At 65.7% G+C, this 17,671-nt stretch carries 20 protein-coding genes; 12 read left to right on the forward strand and 8 right to left on the reverse strand.

Translation table 11 applies throughout. The features are described from left to right. From VME63_RS14960 to VME63_RS14995, 8 genes are all read right to left on the reverse strand, one after another. Positions 1-157: GTP cyclohydrolase, FolE2/MptA family (locus VME63_RS14960; protein ID WP_325434185.1), on the reverse strand; the 157-nt coding region annotated here is incomplete at its 3' end. A 61-nt stretch (positions 158-218) separates the two neighbouring features. Next, the gene (locus VME63_RS14965; protein ID WP_325434149.1) at positions 219-1,520 is read right to left on the reverse strand and encodes a S8 family serine peptidase; all 1,302 of its coding nucleotides are present in this window, start codon (positions 1,518-1,520) and stop codon (positions 219-221) included. Further along, positions 1,517-2,152 carry a zf-HC2 domain-containing protein gene (locus tag VME63_RS14970; RefSeq protein WP_325434150.1) on the reverse strand — a complete coding sequence of 212 codons (636 nt, stop codon included), beginning with the start codon at positions 2,150-2,152 and terminating at the stop codon, positions 1,517-1,519. Before VME63_RS14970 ends, VME63_RS14965 begins: the two co-directional genes overlap by 4 nt. Next, on the reverse strand, positions 2,149-2,733 hold the full coding sequence (locus VME63_RS14975) for an RNA polymerase sigma factor (protein ID WP_325434151.1): 585 nt from the start codon (positions 2,731-2,733) through the stop codon (positions 2,149-2,151). The genes VME63_RS14970 and VME63_RS14975 overlap by 4 nt, the downstream gene beginning before the upstream one ends. 133 nt (positions 2,734-2,866) lie before the next feature. Further along, on the reverse strand, positions 2,867-3,634 hold the full coding sequence (locus VME63_RS14980; protein WP_325434152.1) for a hypothetical protein: 768 nt from the start codon (positions 3,632-3,634) through the stop codon (positions 2,867-2,869). Positions 3,635-3,743: 109 nt separating this feature from the next. Further along, entirely contained in the window at positions 3,744-4,136 is a 393-nt protein-coding gene (locus VME63_RS14985) for a c-type cytochrome (RefSeq protein WP_414648276.1), read from the reverse strand. A 45-nt stretch (positions 4,137-4,181) separates the two neighbouring features. Beyond that, complete coding sequence (locus VME63_RS14990; RefSeq protein ID WP_325434154.1) at positions 4,182-5,519, reverse strand: cytochrome C; 1,338 nt, start codon at positions 5,517-5,519, stop codon at positions 4,182-4,184. Between the two features lie 78 nt (positions 5,520-5,597). Next, complete coding sequence (locus tag VME63_RS14995; protein ID WP_325434155.1) at positions 5,598-6,098, reverse strand: cytochrome b; 501 nt, start codon at positions 6,096-6,098, stop codon at positions 5,598-5,600. A gap of 413 nt (positions 6,099-6,511) precedes the next feature. On the opposite strand from VME63_RS14995, the gene VME63_RS15000 reads away from it, so the two are divergent. The 12 genes from VME63_RS15000 (at position 6,512) to VME63_RS15055 (ending at position 17,664) form a co-directional block, all read left to right on the forward strand. Further along, a complete protein-coding gene (locus tag VME63_RS15000) occupies positions 6,512-6,949 on the forward strand; it encodes an FdtA/QdtA family cupin domain-containing protein (protein WP_325434156.1) in 438 nt (145 codons plus the stop codon). Further along, positions 6,934-7,599, forward strand: a complete 666-nt coding sequence (locus tag VME63_RS15005; RefSeq protein WP_325434157.1) for an acetyltransferase — start codon at positions 6,934-6,936, stop codon at positions 7,597-7,599. Before VME63_RS15000 ends, VME63_RS15005 begins: the two co-directional genes overlap by 16 nt. Positions 7,600-7,605: 6 nt before the next feature. Then, the gene (locus VME63_RS15010; protein ID WP_325434158.1) at positions 7,606-8,559 is read left to right on the forward strand and encodes a hypothetical protein; all 954 of its coding nucleotides are present in this window, start codon (positions 7,606-7,608) and stop codon (positions 8,557-8,559) included. Continuing rightward, positions 8,546-9,478 (forward strand): GNAT family N-acetyltransferase, encoded by a 933-nt coding sequence (locus tag VME63_RS15015; RefSeq protein ID WP_325434159.1) that lies wholly within the window; start codon positions 8,546-8,548, stop codon positions 9,476-9,478. Before VME63_RS15010 ends, VME63_RS15015 begins: the two co-directional genes overlap by 14 nt. After that, entirely contained in the window at positions 9,478-10,590 is a 1,113-nt protein-coding gene (locus VME63_RS15020; protein WP_325434160.1) for a DegT/DnrJ/EryC1/StrS family aminotransferase, read from the forward strand. The genes VME63_RS15015 and VME63_RS15020 overlap by 1 nt, the downstream gene beginning before the upstream one ends. Further along, entirely contained in the window at positions 10,587-11,837 is a 1,251-nt protein-coding gene (locus VME63_RS15025; RefSeq protein WP_325434161.1) for an O-antigen translocase, read from the forward strand. The genes VME63_RS15020 and VME63_RS15025 overlap by 4 nt, the downstream gene beginning before the upstream one ends. Then, positions 11,834-12,787: a glycosyltransferase gene (locus VME63_RS15030; protein ID WP_325434162.1), complete on the forward strand. Its 954-nt coding sequence runs from the start codon at positions 11,834-11,836 to the stop codon at positions 12,785-12,787. The genes VME63_RS15025 and VME63_RS15030 overlap by 4 nt, the downstream gene beginning before the upstream one ends. Continuing rightward, positions 12,787-13,944: a hypothetical protein gene (locus VME63_RS15035; RefSeq protein ID WP_414648274.1), complete on the forward strand. Its 1,158-nt coding sequence runs from the start codon at positions 12,787-12,789 to the stop codon at positions 13,942-13,944. The genes VME63_RS15030 and VME63_RS15035 overlap by 1 nt, the downstream gene beginning before the upstream one ends. A gap of 10 nt (positions 13,945-13,954) precedes the next feature. Next, complete coding sequence (locus VME63_RS15040) at positions 13,955-14,836, forward strand: Wzz/FepE/Etk N-terminal domain-containing protein (protein WP_325434164.1); 882 nt, start codon at positions 13,955-13,957, stop codon at positions 14,834-14,836. 99 nt (positions 14,837-14,935) lie between these two features. Further along, positions 14,936-15,730 carry a class I SAM-dependent methyltransferase gene (locus VME63_RS15045; protein ID WP_325434186.1) on the forward strand — a complete coding sequence of 265 codons (795 nt, stop codon included), beginning with the start codon at positions 14,936-14,938 and terminating at the stop codon, positions 15,728-15,730. Between the two features lie 3 nt (positions 15,731-15,733). Continuing rightward, entirely contained in the window at positions 15,734-16,966 is a 1,233-nt protein-coding gene (locus tag VME63_RS15050) for an amidohydrolase family protein (protein WP_325434165.1), read from the forward strand. Then, a complete protein-coding gene (locus tag VME63_RS15055) occupies positions 16,966-17,664 on the forward strand; it encodes a class I SAM-dependent methyltransferase (protein WP_325434166.1) in 699 nt (232 codons plus the stop codon). The genes VME63_RS15050 and VME63_RS15055 overlap by 1 nt, the downstream gene beginning before the upstream one ends. The last annotated feature ends 7 nt before the right edge of the window (positions 17,665-17,671 follow it).

Here is a 17,671-nt window from a genome sequence, read left to right on the forward strand (position 1 = left end):
GCCGGGTGAGATTGACGAAGGCGCCCACCTGCGCGCTGCTGCGCTGCACCTGGCCATCGCCGCTGTCGAAGCTCACGGGCGCCTCGATGCCGTCCATGCCGACCCAATCCAGCGCGCCGGCCAGATGCGGATGAGCCTGGGCGGCGACATCGGGCATCAGCCCGGCGGTGTAAGCGATGTTTTTCACGATGCGATTCCGGATCGGGAGGCGCTGCGGATCAGCGCTGCTTTTTTTCCGTGCGATCGAGCGCCGCCACCGCCGCCGCCGCATTCACCTGCAGCATGCCGTGCGACACCTTGCTGCTGTCCAGCAGCAGATCGTGCACGCTGCGGGCGTCGAGTTTGGGCGCGAGCGAGAGCATCAAGGCGGCAATGCCGCTCACGTGAGCGGCAGCCATCGACGAGCCCGAGGTGAAGTCGTAGCCGCCGCCGGGCTGAGTGGTGAGAATGTCGGTGCCCGGCGCGCTCAGTACGCCGGGCGGCGCGGGGGATGCGCTGCTGACGCGCACCACGATCACGCCCGGCGCATTGTCGGGAAATCCCTCCAGCGATCCACTCGGCGGCAGCGCGGCGACCACGATGCGACCCTCGTCCAGCAATTGGTCGAGCAGCTTGCCAAGCAGCGGATCGGCCGGTCCGCCCAGGCTCAGGTTGACGATGCGCGCGTTGGTATCCATCACTGCCGCCAGCGCCTTGGCCAGCGTGAACGAATTGCAGCGCGCACCGCCGTGGCCTTGCGGATACCAGCACGCCTTGTAGATGCTGACGATCGCCTTGGGCGCGATGCCCACGATACCCTGATGGTTGTCCGCGTCGGCGGTGATGATGCCGGCCACTTCCGTGCCGTGGCTGTCGTGGTTGAACGATGCCGCGTCGCCGCCCACTTCATCGTGCGTATCCACGATGCGGCCTTGCAGGTCCGGATGCGTAGTGTCGGCGCCGGTGTCGACGATGGCGATGTGCACGCCCGCGCCCTGGCTGCTGTTTTGTGCCAGCGCGGCGTCGGTTTCCACGAAGCCGCGCTGCAGGTTGACGTAAGGGTCGTTGTAGGTGCGCGGATCCTGCGTGTCGTCGGCGTACACGGCGTAGTCCTGCAAGGGCTGCACCAACTGCACGCGATCGTCCTTGGCCAGCGCTTTCAGCAACGCGTCGCGCGCCACGCCCGGCGGCGGCTCCAGCACCACGCAATACACTTTCAGCGCCTTGATCGGCCAGCCGGCGACTTCATGCAAACCGTACTGCTGCTTCAGTGCGGAAAGGTTGGACACCGCGCGTTCGCCCGCACCGTAAAGCGCATGCGAGGTATAGCCGAGCAAGCTGGAACCTGCATGCGTGGACGGCGGCTCGATCGGATTGGCCACCGCCAGCACGATGTCGCGTTGCGCATCCATGCTTGCCACGTTGGCGGCCGGCGCCTGGCTTTGATCGCTGGAGGGATCGGGTGCGGTGATTGAAGGCTCATGCGCGCAGGCGCTCAGCAAGGCCGCGAGCGCGAAAGCCGGAAAAAAACGCTGCTTCATGGCGTACCGGCGACAGGCTCCGCCAGACGGATGCCGCGCGCGGCACGCAACTGTTGCAACGCCTGTTGCGTGGTCACTGCCGGGCTGGCCGGCGCAAGGGTATAGGCGCCCACGTCGTTGGGGCCGCCCACTACTTGCAGGCGCAGCGTATGCAGCAGTGCGTTCCAGTCGGTCAGGCTCATGCGCGCATCAGGCACCACGCGGATGGAGCCCGGGGCGACCGGTGCGGAGGCCTGGCTAAGCGTCTGGTATGCAGGCGCCTGGCCCGCCGTCCGGAACTTCAAGCCCAAGGCGCCGATGGCGATCGCCTGCACCAGCACCGCGGCCACCAGGCCGCGCGTCAGCCAGCCGCCGGAACGCAGGCGACGCGGCGCTTGTTCGCGCTCGGGCGCGTCGATGCGTTCCATCAAGCGCTTCAAGCCGGCGTGCGCGTCGATCGGCAGTTCCGTGGGCAGCGACAGCGCCAGCCGCAGGCGCTGCTGTTGCTCCCATTCGGCGCGGCACGAGCCGCAATGGACCAAGTGCCGGTCCAGCCACTCGCGTTGTTCCTGCGTGGCGCTTTCCTGCAGTACCCAGGGCATTGCTTCCCAGGCGCGCAGGCAATCCTGGCCAGTATCCAAGGGGTAGCTCATGACACGCTCTCTTTCATAACAGGTGATTCCCCCGCCAGGCTCGGCAGCACGTTGCGCAGCTTCACGCGCGCATGAAACAGGCGTGCCTTCACCGTGCCCACCGGGCATTGCATCATGGTGGCGACATCGTCCAGCGAATGCCCCACGCCGTAGACCAGCTCCACCACGACGCGCTGGTCCGCCGACAGGCGATCCAGGCCCTTGGCCAGCCAGTCGCGCAAGAGGCGGTCTTCGTCCGGATCGGTGGAGGGGATGCGGTCTTCGGGGATCGCGTCGTCTTCCACCGGTTCGTCGCCGTGCAGGCGCAGCGTCTTCAAGCCGCAGCGGTAGGCGATGCCCATGATCCAGGTGGACACGCGCGAGTCGCCGCGAAACTCGCCGGCTTTCTGCCACACGATCCAGAAGCAGTCGTTGACCACTTCCTCGATCACGTCGGTGCGCCGGGTCAGGCGCGACAGGAACCGGCACAGCCGGCCGTGGTAGCCGTGATACAGCGTGGCCAGCGCAACGCGATCGCCGGCCGACATGCGTTGCAGCAGCATGCGGTCGGTGGCGTCGGCGTCGGGAGTGGCTTCGTTCATACGGTCTGGAGGCATCGCCGGTAGCGGCGGGTTTGTCCTTGAGTACCCAGCTGGCGTGGAAAGGTTGCAAGGGCGCGTTGACACCCTTGGCGTGACCCGCGCCGGCTACGTCCATGGTGCGGGCCGGCCCTGCTCAGAACGACCAGGACACCGTCCCCACCCAGGGCTGCGCCACCAGATTACCTCCATGCCGGGTCACCGCCGGGTCCGTGGCGATGCGATCCAGCTCGATCCGCCACGCGCCATGGCTCCAGAACAGGCCGGCGTGGCCGTAGCCGTACACCCCCGGCGGCGGACGATGGACGTAACCATATGAATCATAGGGGGAAACCAGGTATTGGGCGACGCCTGCCCCAAGCGCGAGGGAAAAATGCCCGGCCAGCGGCCAGTGAAAATCGACGTCGGCGGCGCCGCGCGGCTGGTGATCGGCACCGTGGGTCATGCTGGTGGCGGAAAGGCCCACGGTGAGCACGTCGCGGTAGATCCAGTCGATGCCCGCCTCGGTGCGGTCGAACAGCCGGGCGCGCTCGTTGCCCGGATAGTCGTAATAAAGCAGGTCCGCCTGCATCTGCCATGCGCTGGACAGCGACCACGCCCGCGACACCTGTGCCAGCCCTTCGGAAAGGTGGCCGGGATCGCGCGTTTGGAGCGCGCCGGACACGCCCGCCGACCAGCCCGATGCGGACGTCCATGAGGCCGCCGCCTGCAGGATCGGCGTGGCCGGCGTAATCGCCAGCCCGCGATCCACCAACTGCGAACTGAGCGCCACCGCGCCATTGAACGTGGATGTCTGCGCGCGCAGCGGCGCGCAGACGCAGGCCAGCGCGCACGACATCGCGCACAGGCAGCCGATCCGCGTCAGCGCGGCGGGTGTGGTGCAAGGTGTACAAGGCCCCTTCATGAAGATCTACGCCTTCACACGCACGAAAGCCGCCCCGCTGGGGTTATTACCGGCTTATAGACGATACGGCAGCGCAAGGGAATGTCATCCATGGCGCGCAGCCCAGACATCAGTGCAGCGTGCCCAGATAGGTAATCAGGTCATCCAGCTGCCTGGCATCGGTGAGGCCGTCGTACTTCATCTTGGTGCCCGGATTGGCCAGCTTGGCCGGCTGCGACAAATAGCTGTGCAGTTTATCGGTGGTCCACGTCCAGCGCGCCTGCAACAGGGCATCGGAATACTTGTAGTTGGGCACGGTGCCCGCCGCGCGGCCGACGATGCCGAACAGGCTGGGGCCTTTCTTGTTGCGCCCCTCTCTCACACTATGGCACTCCGAACATTCGGTCTTGAACACATCCGATCCGGCGCTTGCGTCGCCGGCCAGCACGAAAGGGGAGGCCAGCGCGCCTCCCAGATAGAGCCCCGCGACGGCCACGCAGCGCAGCGAGGGTATCCAACGCAACTTGCTCACTGTCCAACTCCTGTGTTTGTTCTTCAAAGCGATGGTTTAGAAAGCGATGCTCGCGGTGACCAGAAACGCGTCCAGGTCGTGCGCGCTGGTGCCCGGAAAACCGGGCGGCGCACCGAACACGTTCGAGTCGCTGCCGTTGAAGCGGCTGAAGCGGAACCAGATGGCCGAGAGTTTCAGGTTGGCCATCGGCGTCAGCGAATCGTCCTTGCCGAACGGCGTCCAGAACACGATGAACTGGTTGCTGGTGGTGTCGGCAATGCCATAGGGCTGATAGCGCACGATGTCGCGCGTGCTGGTGCTTTGCATATGCGCGAGCGACAGCCCATAGGTCTGCAAGAAGGTGTAGGTGAGCGAAAACGTCTTGTCGTGCACGGCGCCGTGCGACTGCGCCGCTACGCCGGGGAACGGGCTGGGCGGCAGGCTGCCGTAGTGCCGCAATTCAAGAATGTCCACGAAACTGGCCTGCACGATGTTCGCGCGGTTGCCGATGTACTGATACGTCAGGTCGTAGCCCAGATCGGTCAGGTTGTCCGCCGGATTCGTGCGCGGAACCTGGCGTCTGGTGGTCAGCGCCACCACGCCGGCGGAGAAGAACTGCTTCTTCATATCCTTCATGTACGCAAAACGCGCATAGCCGGTATCGCTGAGTTTGCCCGGATCGCCGCCCGGCGCGTAACCGAGGTTGGCCTGTTCCGATAGCGGCAAGGACGTATAGGTGCCCAGCTCGCCATACCAGTGGGTGTCGTAGACGCCGTAGGCGGTAGCGCCGACTACGCGGTTGGCCAGCGAGTTGGGACTGGACGGATTGAGCAGCGTACCGGTGACGCCCGGCGGCCCAAGCTGGGTGGATGCAAACAGATCCGATACGGCATCCTGGAAGCCGGGATTATTGTTCACGCTCACGCCGAAGGTGGCTTCCTTGCTGCCCAGGTTCACATCCTTGGCCACAAAGCGCAGGTCGACGTCGCTGAGCTTGCTGCTGTAGTGATCGTCGCCAAGGTTGTCGGTGGCGACCTTTACATAGCCGCCGATGTTGTCTGTTACGCGTCCGGCGATATAGATGTCCGCTTCGCTGAGCGCGTTGCCGCTCTGGCCTTGCACGGGCACGGTGCGTGTACCGTTGATCTGCACGGCCACCGGGATCTTGAAGCCGTTGCCGTCGGTGTCGGTGTAGCCGTTGAGCTTGAAGCGCATGCCGTAGGGCGTAAGCGCCGGGCCGTAGGAGCCGGCGTGGCAATCGGCGCAGGCATTGCCGGTTTGTCTGGCATACGCGGGAATGGCCTGCGCACTGGTGCTGGCTAAAAGCAGCAGCGCGGCGGCGGCAAGCCAAAGGTAGAAGCGGCGCGGCGCGCGGCGGTTCAAGCGGAGCGGCATGCATTCTCCCCGTTTCAAAAAGATGCGTTGTGACGCGATGCAGTGCGGTCGGCAGCGAACGGACATCGGTGCGCTCCCTCAGCGTCGGCGTCTGGGCAGCATCAGCCGCAGCGTGCCGTCGCGCCGCACGAAGTGGTGCCAAAGCGCGGCGGCGATATGCAAGGACACCAGTGCCAGCAACAGCCAGGCTGCGTCGATGTGCCAGCTCTGCAGCTGGTCGGCGAGATCTTCGTCGCCGCCGACCAGCGCGGGCAAGGTGAAGCCGAAGAAATGCACCGGTTTGTCCTCGGCATTGCTCAGAGCCCAGCCGAGCACGGGCAACGCCAGCAGCACCGCGTACAGCGCGATATGCGTCAGCGCCGCCGCGGCGCGGATCGGCCACGCATCATGGCTTGCCGAGGGCAGCTTGCCGAGCCGGATGCGCAGGGCCACGCGCAGGAAAAAAAGCATCAGCACAAACAAGCCGGCATGGCGATGGCCCTCCAGCAGCCACTGCCGCAACGCGCGGCCATCGACCTGGTCGCGAAGCAGGATCAACGCCACCGCCACGCACACGCACAACACGGTGAGCCAGTGCATCGCCACCAGTTTCCCGGGCCGCGATGGGGCGGCTGTTTGCGAACGCGATGACGCGCGACCCGTGGCGGCATCCGCGCCGGGCATCGACACCACGGTTTTCCCCTGCCTCGATCCAGCCTTGCTATCCCATGCCATATCCGAGCTGTCCACGCGTCGCCGACGTCCGGCGGTTCATGCCTGTTGTTGACCTTCCTCATGCCACAAGCGCACTGCAGGGCGTTGCGAAGACGGCCTGGCGCGCATAGGTGCCACGCGGGGCGGCAAAGGTTGCATCGATCCAGGACAGGTGTCGGGCGCGAACGTGGCGTTGCCATGCAAGGCCGGTCATTGCGCCCGCACGTACAACCTTTGCGCGCCGGCGCGGCACTCAGCTACGTGGGTCAACTTCACGCCATCACGACCTGGTCTTGACCATGGATATCCAACGCATTCCCTTGCAGAAGCACGGCGACGAGCGCGGCATGCTGATCGCGCTCGAACAGGATCGCAACGTGCCGTTCCCGATCCGGCGCGTGTACTACCTGTTCGCCACGCATGGCGACGTGCACCGCGGTCAGCACGCGCACCGCCACCTGCACCAGCTGGCGGTACCCGTGCGCGGCTCGGTCACCCTGTTGCTGGACGACGGCAGCGGCCCGGTGGAGGTGGTGCTGGACGATCCGGCGCAAGGTTTGCTGATCGGGCGCATGGTCTGGCGTGAGCTTTATAATTTCAGCCACGACTGCGTGCTGATGGTGCTGGCCGACCAGTTGTACGACCCCACCGACTACATCACCGATTACACGCAATTTCTACGCGAGGCGAACGGTGCCGCGCTGCGCGAGGGCCTGGCCGCATGCGTCGCCCGCTAGTGATCGTCGGCGCGGGCGAGTTCGCGCAGATCGCCTGCGAATATTTCACGCATGACAGCGATTACGAGGTCGTCGCTTTCAGCGTCGAGCGCGACTATCTCACGCAGGACACGCTGGCCGGCCATCCGGTGGTGCCCTATGAAACGCTGCAGACCCACTACCCCGCCAGCGGCTACGCGCTGTACGTGGCGATCCCAGCCACCCAGCTCAACCGCCTGCGCGCGCGCTTCTACCGCGACGCCAAAGACAAGGGCTACCGCTTTGCCAGCTACGTCAGCTCGCGCGCTTTCGTCTGGCACAACGCCGACATCGGCGAAAACTGCTTCGTCTTCGAGGGCAATGTCATTCAACCGTTCGTCAGGATCGGCAGCAACTGCATCCTGTGGAGCGGCAACCACGTGGGTCATCGCACCGTGGTGCACGAGAACGTGTTCGTCGCTTCGCACGCGGTCATCTCCGGTTATTGCGAGATCGGCGAGGGTTGTTTCATCGGCGTCAACGCCACCTTCAACGATCGGGTCAAGGTGGCGCCGGACAATGTGATCGGCGCGGGTGCCCTGGTCACGCGCGACACGGAACCCGGCCGCATCTACGTAGGCTCGCCCGCGCGCGCGATACCGGATAAATCCAGCCTTGCCGTGAGGCTTTGACCGCGTATGGGCGCATGGATCAAGAAAGGCCTGGTTTTCGACACCGCGCGGCACGGCGTGGGTGCATGGATGCGCCATGCGGCACTGACGCCGACGCCCTGGCGCATCAGCGAGGAGCTGATACGCGTGTATGCGGGCTTTCGCGATGCCGATGGGGTCAGCCGCATCGGCTACGTGGACCTGCGCGCGGACGACCCGGCGCGGATCGTCCGTGTAAGCGCCGAGCCCGTGCTCGACATCGGCCGCAACGGCTGCTTTGACGACAACGGCATGATCCTGGGCGACATCGTCGATACGTCCGAAGGCCTGTACATGTTCTATGTGGGTTTTCAGCGCGTCGCCAAGGCCAAGTTCCTGGCCTTCACGGGCTTGGCGGTGTCGTGCGACGGCGGACTCCATTTCGAGCGTGTGCAGGAAACGCCCATTCTCGATCGCGCGCCGGGCCGCAGCACGATAGGCGCGGTGCATTCGGTGCTGCACGACAACGGCCGCTGGCACCTGTGGTATGCGGTGGGCGACGATTGGGAGATCATCGACGGCCGTCCGTTTCCGCGCTACCACATTCGTTATGCGCAGACGCGCGACCTGAACGCACTGCCGCACCAAGATTGCCTATGCCTGCGGCCGGCCGCAAGCGAATACCGCATCGGCCGTCCGCGGGTTTACCGTCTCGGCGACGGCTACGTCATGTACTTCACGCGCGGCAACGTCGGCGGCGAATACTTTCCGGGCGTGGCCTACAGCAAGGACGGCATGCATTGGGAGCGCCGCGACGAAGCATTCGGCATGGCGCTGTCGGCCACCGGCTGGGATTCGCGCACTCTCTGCTATCCCGCACTGATGCGCCAGCGCGACAAGCTGCTGATGTTCTATAACGGCAACGACATGGGCGCGGACGGCTTCGGTGTCGCCGAATGCGCCATCGACCAGGCGCACGGTGGGTTGCATGTATACGCTTAGGCCCTATGTGCCGGCCGACGCGCAAGCCTGGGATGCGCTGGTCGAGCGGTCCAGGAACGGCAATTTCCTGCACTGCCGCCGCTACATGGATTACCACGCCGACCGTTTCGCCGACTGCTCGCTGGTGATCGAGCGCGAGGGGCGGCTCCAGGCGGTATTTCCCGCCAACCGCAAAGACGATGTGGTGGTGAGCCATGGCGGCTTGACCTACGCGGGTCTGATCAGCGCGCACGACGTGCGCGCCGAATCGACGTTGGCCGTGTTCGGGCAGATCGGCGAGCACTATCGCAAGTGCGGGACCCGGCGCCTGGTGTACAAGGCGGTGCCGCATATCTTTCATGCCTATCCCGCCGAAGAGGACCTCTACGCTCTGCATCGCCTGGGTGCGAAGCTGCAGCGCCGCGACATTTCCTCCGCCGTGCCGTTGCGCGAAGCGATGCACTTTGCCGACAGCCGCAAGCGCTCGATCGGCAAGGCAAGGAAAGCCGGCGTCGAGATACGCATCGGCGCGGACCTGGCCGCCTTCCACGCGTTGCTGACCGAGGTGCTGCGCAAGCACGGCACGGCGCCCACGCACAGCCTGGCGGAGCTGCAACGGCTGCAGGCACGCTTTCCCGGACGCATTGTGCTGCACGAGGCGCGCATCGGCGGCACGCTGCTGGCCGGCGTACTGGTTTACGACTTCGGCCGCACCGTGCATACCCAGTACATCGCCGCGTCGGGCCAGGGGCGCGAACTCAACGCGCTGAGCCTGTTGCTGGGCGAATTGATCGCACAGGTATACGCCGCGCGGGTGTATTTCAGTTTCGGCATTTCCAGCGAACAGGAAGGGCGGCATCTCAATGGCGGACTGATCATGCAGAAAGAACGCTTCGGTGCCCGCGCCGTGGTGCACGATTTCTACGAGTGGGAGCTGTGATGGAGGTTGCGTTTTTCAGCGCCAGGGACGTCAACGCGCGCTATGCGGACGAGCTGAAGGCCGCCGCCGCGCGCGTGATCGACTCCGGCTGGTACGTGCTCGGCGAGGAGCTGGCCGCGTTCGAGCGCGAATTCGCCGCCTACTGCGGCGTGCGCCATGCGGTGGGCGTGGGCAACGGGCTGGATGCGCTTGCGCTGATCCTTCGCGCTTACAAAGATCTGGGCACGCTGCGCGAGGGCGACGAGATCATCGTGCCGGGCAATACCTTCATCGCCAGCTTCCTGGCGGTCAGCGAAAACCGCCTGGTGCCGGTGCCCGTCGAGCCGGACGCAGGCAGCTTCAATCTGGATCCGAACCGCGTGGAAGCGGCCATCGGTCCGCGTACGCGCGCGATCATGGCGGTGCATCTGTACGGACAGCTCGCGGACATGCCGGCGCTGCGGGCGCTGGCCACGCGCCACCAGCTGTTGCTGATCGAAGACGCGGCGCAGGCGCATGGCGCCAGCCTCGGCGGCCGCAGGGCCGGCGCGTTCGGCGATGCGGCGGCCTTCAGTTTCTTTCCGGCAAAGAACCTCGGCGCACTAGGCGATGGCGGCGCGGTGGTCACCGGTGATCCGGTGCTGGCCCATCGCATCGCCGCCTTGCGCAACTACGGCTCGGAAGTGAAGTACCAGCATCCGTTCCAGGGAATCAATTCGCGGCTCGACGAATTGCAGGCGGCGCTGCTGCGCGTGAAGCTGCGCCACCTCGACGAAGATATCGCGCGGCGCCGGCATGTGGCGCGACGCTACCGCGACGGCATCGGGCATCCGCATATCCATCTGCCGCAAGCGGCCAGCGAAGAGCGGCACGCCTGGCATTTGTTCGTGGTGCGCTGTACCCGGCGCGACGCCCTGCAACGACATCTTCAGCGGCTGGGCGTGCAAAGCCAGGTGCATTACCCGGTGCCGCCGCACCGCCAGCCGGCCTATGCGTCGCTGCTCGGCGTGCAACTGCCTTTGACCGAGCGCTTGCACGAGGAGGTGCTGAGCCTGCCGATCGGGCCGACCCTGCGCGAAGACGAAGTGGATCGCGTGATCGCCGCCTGCCACGCCTTCGAGTGCCCGCCATGAGCCTGGTGCGCACAGGCGTGTACACCACCTTCGCCACCGCGGCGCGCCTGCTCGCGGGGTTGGTGGTGCTCAAACTGGTGGCGTGGTTCGCAGGGCCCGAGGGGGTGGGCAAGCTCGGGCAATTCATGAGCCTGATGTCGTTGCTGGCAGTATTGGCCGGTGGCGGCATCGGTGCGGGGATAGTCAAGTACGTCGCCGAATATCGCGACGACGCACAACGTCTGTCGCGGCTATTGGCGGCGGCGCTGTGGTACGCGCTGTGCGCCTCGTGCCTGATGGCCTGCGTGGCGCTGCTGCTGAGCCGTCCGCTCGCGCTATGGCTGCTGGGCGATGCGCGCTACGCCAGCCTCATTCGCGTACTTGCCATCGCGCAGCTGGGCATCGCGCTGGCCAACTACATCCTGGCGGTCATCAACGGCTTCATGGATGTGCGCCGGCTTGCCTTGGTGCAAGTGCTGGGCTCGGCGATCGGCGTGGCGCTGGTCGTGGGGCTGTCGCATTGGCTGCATCTGTATGGCGCGCTGCTGGCGCTGGTGATGGGGCAGGTGTTGATCTTGCTGGTCGGTGTGCCGGTGTGGTGGCACAGCCCGTATTTCCGCCGCAGCATGCTGCGCATGCGGTTCGACCGCGAGATGACCGCACGGCTCGCCGCGTTTTCGCTGATGACGTTGAGTTCGGCACTGCTGCCGCCATTGATCAACATCGCCGTGCGCAATCACTTGGCGTTGCGGTTCGGCTGGCAGCAGGTAGGTTACTGGCAGGCGGTGAGCCGGGTGTCGGATGCGTACCTGCTGTTTCTCACCAGCGCCATCAACATCTACTACCTGCCCAAGCTGGCCTCCACGCACGGGCGCGCTTCGCTGGTGCGGGAGTTGCACCGCGCATACCGCGTGTTGCTGCCGCTGGTGCTTGTTTTGGCGGTGCTGATCTATGTGGCGCGGGTTGGGATCACGCGGGTGCTGTTCAGCGCCGGCTTCGCCGCCGCCGACCCGCTTTACGGTCCGCAATTGGCGGGCGATGTGATCAAGATCGCGTCGTTCGTGCTGTCTTACCTGATGCTGGCCAAGGCGATGACGCGGCTGTTTGTGATCTCCGAATGCGTATTCGCGCTCAGCTATCTGGCCCTGGTTTACGTATTTACGGCCGGGTTCGGGCTGATCGGCGCGATGTACGCCTTCGCGGTCAATTACTTGCTCTATCTGGCGTTCAATGTGCTGGTTGCACGGCGTTATCTGGAGGCGGCATGAGCGTGGCCGATGCGGTGCCGTCCATCGCGCCGGCCGTGCCGCTGGTATCGGTGCTGATTCCCGCGTTCAACCACGAACGCTTCGTGCAGCGCTGCCTGGACAGCGTGCTGGAGGATCTGTATCCGCACAAGGAAATCGTCATCATCGACGACGGTTCCAGCGACCGCACGCACGATCGCATCGTCGAGTGGATTGCCCGTCACGGCAACAAGCTGCGGGTGGAGTACGCGCGGCGCGGCAACAAGGGCATCGCGGCCACCCTGAACGAACTGGCGGCGCGCGCCCGCGGCGAATTCCTGCGGCTTGGCGCCAGCGACGACTACCTGCTGCCGGGCGGGCTGGAAACGCAGGTGCGCTATCTGATGACCCATCCGCGCAAGCAGGCGGTAGTGGGCGATTCCATCGTCGTGGACGAACGCGGACTGATCCTGCACGGCAGCGGCATGCACGATCTGCATGGTGCGAACAAGAAACTGTACCGCTCCGATGAAGGCATTCGCCGCGCGGTGATCAGCCAGTGGGCGATTGGCGGCCCGGTGGCGATGATCCGCAAGAGCGCGCTCGATACGCTCGACCGCTGGACCGAGGGCCTGCGGATCGACGACTGGGATTTCTTCCTGCGCCTTGCTGCGCGCGATGGGCTGGGCTTCATCGACGTCAGCGTATGCGCGTACCGCATTCACGGCGACAACTTCAGCAAGACGCGGCATCGGGAAACGCGCATCGTCAACCTGGTGGAGTCGCGTCACGTCGCGGTGCGGCGGGCGCATCTGTTCGAAGAGCCGTACCGCACCCTGCTCAGGGCACAGGTGCACATCATCGGTGCGAAGATCGCGTTCTTGCAGCGGCGATGGCTGCCGGTGGCCTTCCATATGACGATGTATCTGTCTCTGCTCGCCATCGCCAAGCTGGGGTTACCGGCTGCGCACGCGGTGGCGAAGGAGGCTTGATGCGCCTGTTGCGCCTTCCCGCCGCCTACCTCGCCTTGCCCATGCTGTTGTCTTGCGGCCTCACCTGGCTTAGCTACGACTTGCCCGGCAGTTACCTGCAAGGCCTGCTGCTGCTGGTCGTTGCGGCCACGGCGATCCTGCTGGTGGACCTTCGGTTCGGTGCGCGGTTGCCGGGTTACGCCCCATTCCGCGCGCGCCAATACGCCGGCACGCGCGAGGCATTCGTGGCCATCGCCTTTGCCTGCGGGGTATTGCTGTTTTGCCTGCTCGACCTGGCATTGTTTCCGATTCCACTGATCGATGATCCCTCGTCCTACGCCAGCATCGAGGGCGGCCACGAACATATCCGGCATATCTCGGATATGTGCTGGACACTGCCGCCGATCGGATTGCTGTGCGCGCGCCGCCGCTGGCTGCGTCATCTGTTGATCGGCGCGGGACTGGTGTTTCCGGTGCTGGTCATCGACCGCAACCGGATCTTCGCTTCGCTGTTTTCCGTCGCGCTGGTGTTGCTGCTGCGACGCGATGACGCCAAGCCCCTGCCATGGAAAAGCATCGGCCTGCTGGCGCTGGTGGGCGGCACCGCTTTCTCGGTGCTGGGCATGCTGCGCTCGGGCTCGCTGGATGCGGTGACGCTACCGTTCAGTGCGATGTATCGCGCCGCGCCACAAGGTATCAAATGGCTGTTGTTGTACATCAGCGCGGGGCCGTACAACTTCGGTGCGATCGCGGCCAGGCACTATTCGAACGCCAGCTTCCTGATCAACCAGCTGGTACCCATGGCAGGTTCCATTGCGACGGCCGGAACGGATATTCCACTGGACGCGCCCAACATCAACGTCGGCACGGAATACTTTCCGTTCCTGATGGCATGGGGGCCCTGGGGCGCGGTGCTTTCGATGTTCGCGCTGTACGCGATGCAGTGGTGGAGCGTGCGGCGCCTGTGCGCGCCGGTGTCGCTGTTCGCCTGGCTGATCTTTCTGCGCATGGCCTATGTCTGCCTGATGGCGCCGTTCGCGCCGCAGGCTTTTACCTGGACCAACGGCGGCTTCGTGGTGCTGTGCCTGGTGCTGCAACTGCTTGCCGCATGGTTGCCCAACCGAAGGGCGGCGTCTGCGATGGACGCGCCTGGCATACCCACACGCCACCTGCCGTGAGTCAACGACGATGCAATACGATGAGATCTATCTGATCGACACCTGGCGAATCCTGGTCCGCGAATGGAAGTGGTGCGTGACCGCGCTGCTGCTGGTGCTCGCCGTTACGTTCGCGTTCCTGCATACCATCTCGCCGCAATGGGAGGCGACCGCGTGGATTCAGATCGGCCAGGTGGATACCGCACCGCCTGGCCAGGATCCGAAGGCCGAACCGCTACAGCGCGTGCTGACACGCTTGCAGCTTGAAGCGTTCCAGCGGGGAGTCCTCCAGCGTGCCGGTCTGGTGCCCCGCACGCGCGAAGCGGCTCTCTACCGCAAAAGCATGAAGCTCGAACCGCAGCCCTACGCCGGTCCGCTGATCAAGCTGACGCTGCGCGCGTATGCACCGCAACAGGCGGCGCAACTGGCCGACGCGACGGCGAGCGAACTGCAGGCCATCCATCAGGCCATCGAGGCCGAACCGCTGGCGCGCGCGCATGCGCGCCTCGACGAGCTGCGCAGTGAATTGCAAACGGCCCTGGCCGATCGCGACCGGCTGCAGCAGGCCGTCGCATCGGCGGGCAAGTCCGGCACCGATGCACTGACGGCAAGCCTGTTGCTGGCGGGCAGGAATGGCGAGATCCATAACCTGCAGCAAGCCCAAAGCGAACTGGCAGAACGCCTCAGCGCCAACTACACCTATGGCACCTCGCTGATGTGGCCGGTTGAAGTTTCCGGCGCGCCGGTTTTCCCCAACCGCATCGCCGTATGGGCAGCGGGCGTGGTGTTGGGCCTGTTCCTGGCGGCGATGGCCGCCATCGCTCGCGATGCTCTGCGCCGTGCCGCCATGGCGCGCTCCGCGTTGCGCCGAGGCGTTCAACCAAACCCGCCTGCGACCGCACTCACGCCATAGAAGGCGTCGAGGTCGGCGCCGCTGTCGGGCGGAGCGGGGATTGAAGTGAGCGGCGCATACAAGCTTGAAACCGGCGGCAGGGCCAGCGTGCTGGATGACATGCAACTGCTGGACACACAGCGCGCCTTCGACAGCGTCGCGGCCGACTACGATGGCCCACGCGGCAACAACGAGCTGATCCAGCGCATGCGGTTGACCTTGTGGAACACCGTGCGCGAACAGGTGCCGGCCGGTTCCCGCCTGCTTGACCTGGGTTGCGGCACCGGCATCGATGCCGCCGAGTTCGCGCGCCAAGGCCATCGCGTCGTGGCTACCGATTGGTCGGCGCAAATGGTGGAGCGCACGCGTACGCGCGCCGAGGAAGCGGGACTCGGCACGCGGGTGCAGGCGAGGCATGTCGGCGTGCATCAGCTGGCGCAACTCGACGAGCGCTTCGATGCGATCTATTCCAACTTCGGTCCGCTCAACTGCGCGCCCGATCTGCGCGCGGTCGCTACGGATTGCGAACGGTTGCTGCGGCCGGGCGGGATGCTGGTGTTTTCGGTGATCGGGCGCATCTGTCCGTGGGAAGTGGGGTATTACGCGTTCAAGCGCCGCTTCAAGCGCGCCGCCGTGCGCGCCAGGCGCGGTGCCACCGCGGTGGGCATGAATCGCCATACGATTTGGACCTATTACTATCTGCCGCACGAGTTCTATCGCGCTTTCGCCGAAAACTTTTCGCTGGAAAGCTATCGCGCGCTGAGCCTGTTCATGCCGCCGCCTTATCTGGTGGACTTCTATCGCCGGCATCGCGGAGCCTGCGAGCGCCTGGGCCGGCTCGACGACCGCCTCGGCGGGTTGCCGTTGCTGCGCGACATGGGCGATCACTTCCTGATCGTGATGCGCAGGCGTTAAAGCATGGACACCTCGTCGGCACGAACACATGCCAGCCTCTGCCATGCGGCAGTGGCGACGCCGGCCGGGGCGACGCGCACCACCTTGCCGATCCGCGCCGGGCGCATCGCCGCGTCGCGCGCGGCATGGGCGTATCAGCTGGATTTGCGCGATCACCTGATTTTTCCCGGACTGATCAATGCGCACGAACACCTGCATGTCAATGCGGTACCGCCGCTGCCGGCGCAGACGCCTTTTGCAAACAGCTATGAGTGGATCGAGGCGTTCCAGGCGCACTTCCTGCGTGATGACGTCGCGGCCGCGCTACGCCTGCCCAAGGCGCTGCGCCTGCGCCACGGCGCACTGAAAAACCTGCTGGCGGGCACGACGTGCGTGGCGCATCACGATCCCTGGCATGCGGTGTTCGACGCGCCGGACTTTCCGGTGGCGCTGCTGCGCGACTACGGCTGGAGCTATGCGCTTGGCTGGCCCGGATACGGGCCGCCGGTCCAGCCGAGTTTTGCCGCAACGCCCACGGCGCGGCCATGGATGATCCACTTGGCCGAAGGCACCGATGCGACCGCGCAGGCCGAGCTTGCGCAACTGGACGCGCTGGGTTGTCTGGCGGCCAACAGTGTGCTCATCCACGGCGTGGGCCTGCGCGAGACGGATATCGAACGCGTGATCGCCCGCGGCGCGGCGGTGGTGTGGTGTCCCGGCAGCAATCGCGCGCTGCTTGGACGCACGCTCGATCCGCGGCGCCTGTGGGAAGCGGGCAGGTTGGCGCTGGCCAGCGATTCGCGCCTCAGCGGCGCACGCGACCTGCTGGACGAGTTGCGCGGCGTGCTCGACAACAGCGGACTGGGCGCCGCGTCACTGCTCGCACTGGTCACCACGCAGGCGGCAAACATCCTGCGCCTGCCCGCGCGCGGCGTGCTGGAGCCCGGCGCGCATGCGGATGTGATCATCGTCGAGGATCTGGGCGGCGATGCCGCGCGCAGCCTGGTCGGCATCGCGCGTAGCCAGATTCGCGCGGTGGTGCGCGATGGTGTACCGCAGATCGCCGATCCCGATTTCGCCGAATGGTTCGCGGTGACGGGCGTGCCTGCGGTGCCGGTGATGCTGGACGGCAAGCCGAAACTGCTCGCCGGGCATCTGGCCGAGCCTGCGCTGATCGCGCTCGAACCGGGCTTGCAAAGCAGCGTGCCCGCCACAGCACAGGCGCACGATCGGGCGATGGAGGCTCGGTATTACTGATGTCGCAGACACCTATCCTCACACCGGCGAAAGCCTATGCCTTGTGGGCGCCGCATTATCCGGCGCAGGCGCATAACCCCGTGATGCGGGCCGAGGAGCGCGCGATGCTCGCGCTGATGCCCGCAGGCATGCACGGACAAACCGTGCTCGATGCCGGCTGCGGCAGCGGCCGCTACATGCTGCACGCGCTGAGCCGCGGCGCGGCGCGCGTGAAAGGCGTGGATCTGTCGGTGCAGATGCTGCAATACGCGGCGATGGCCCTGCGCGAGCATCGTTCCCAGGCCGAGGTAAGCCTGGTACAGGGCAGCCTGGAGGCCTTGCCGACGCCCGATGCGTGGGCCGATCTCACCGTGTGCGGCCTGGTGATCGGGCACCTGGACGATCTGCAACAGGCGCTGGCCGAACTGAGCCGCGTCACCCGTCCCGGCGGCACGCTGCTGTGCAGCGACGTGCATCCGATCGGCCACGCATTGGGCTGGCTGCGCGATTTCAAATGCGACGGCCAACGTTACGCCGTGCGGCACAAGGCTCATCGCTACAGCCACTGGCATGCCGCCTGCGCCAATCTGGGGCTTGAGATCGAGCGCGTGCTGGAGCCGATGCTCGATCCGGACGACATTCCCGCCGAGGCGCATTTTGATCCCAGGGCGCTGGACGTGCCCGTCGCGCTGGTGTTCCAGCTACGCCGCGCGCCATGACTTTTCC

This window comes from Dyella sp. (genome assembly GCF_035503745.1).
Lineage (GTDB): Bacteria > Pseudomonadota > Gammaproteobacteria > Xanthomonadales > Rhodanobacteraceae > Dyella_B.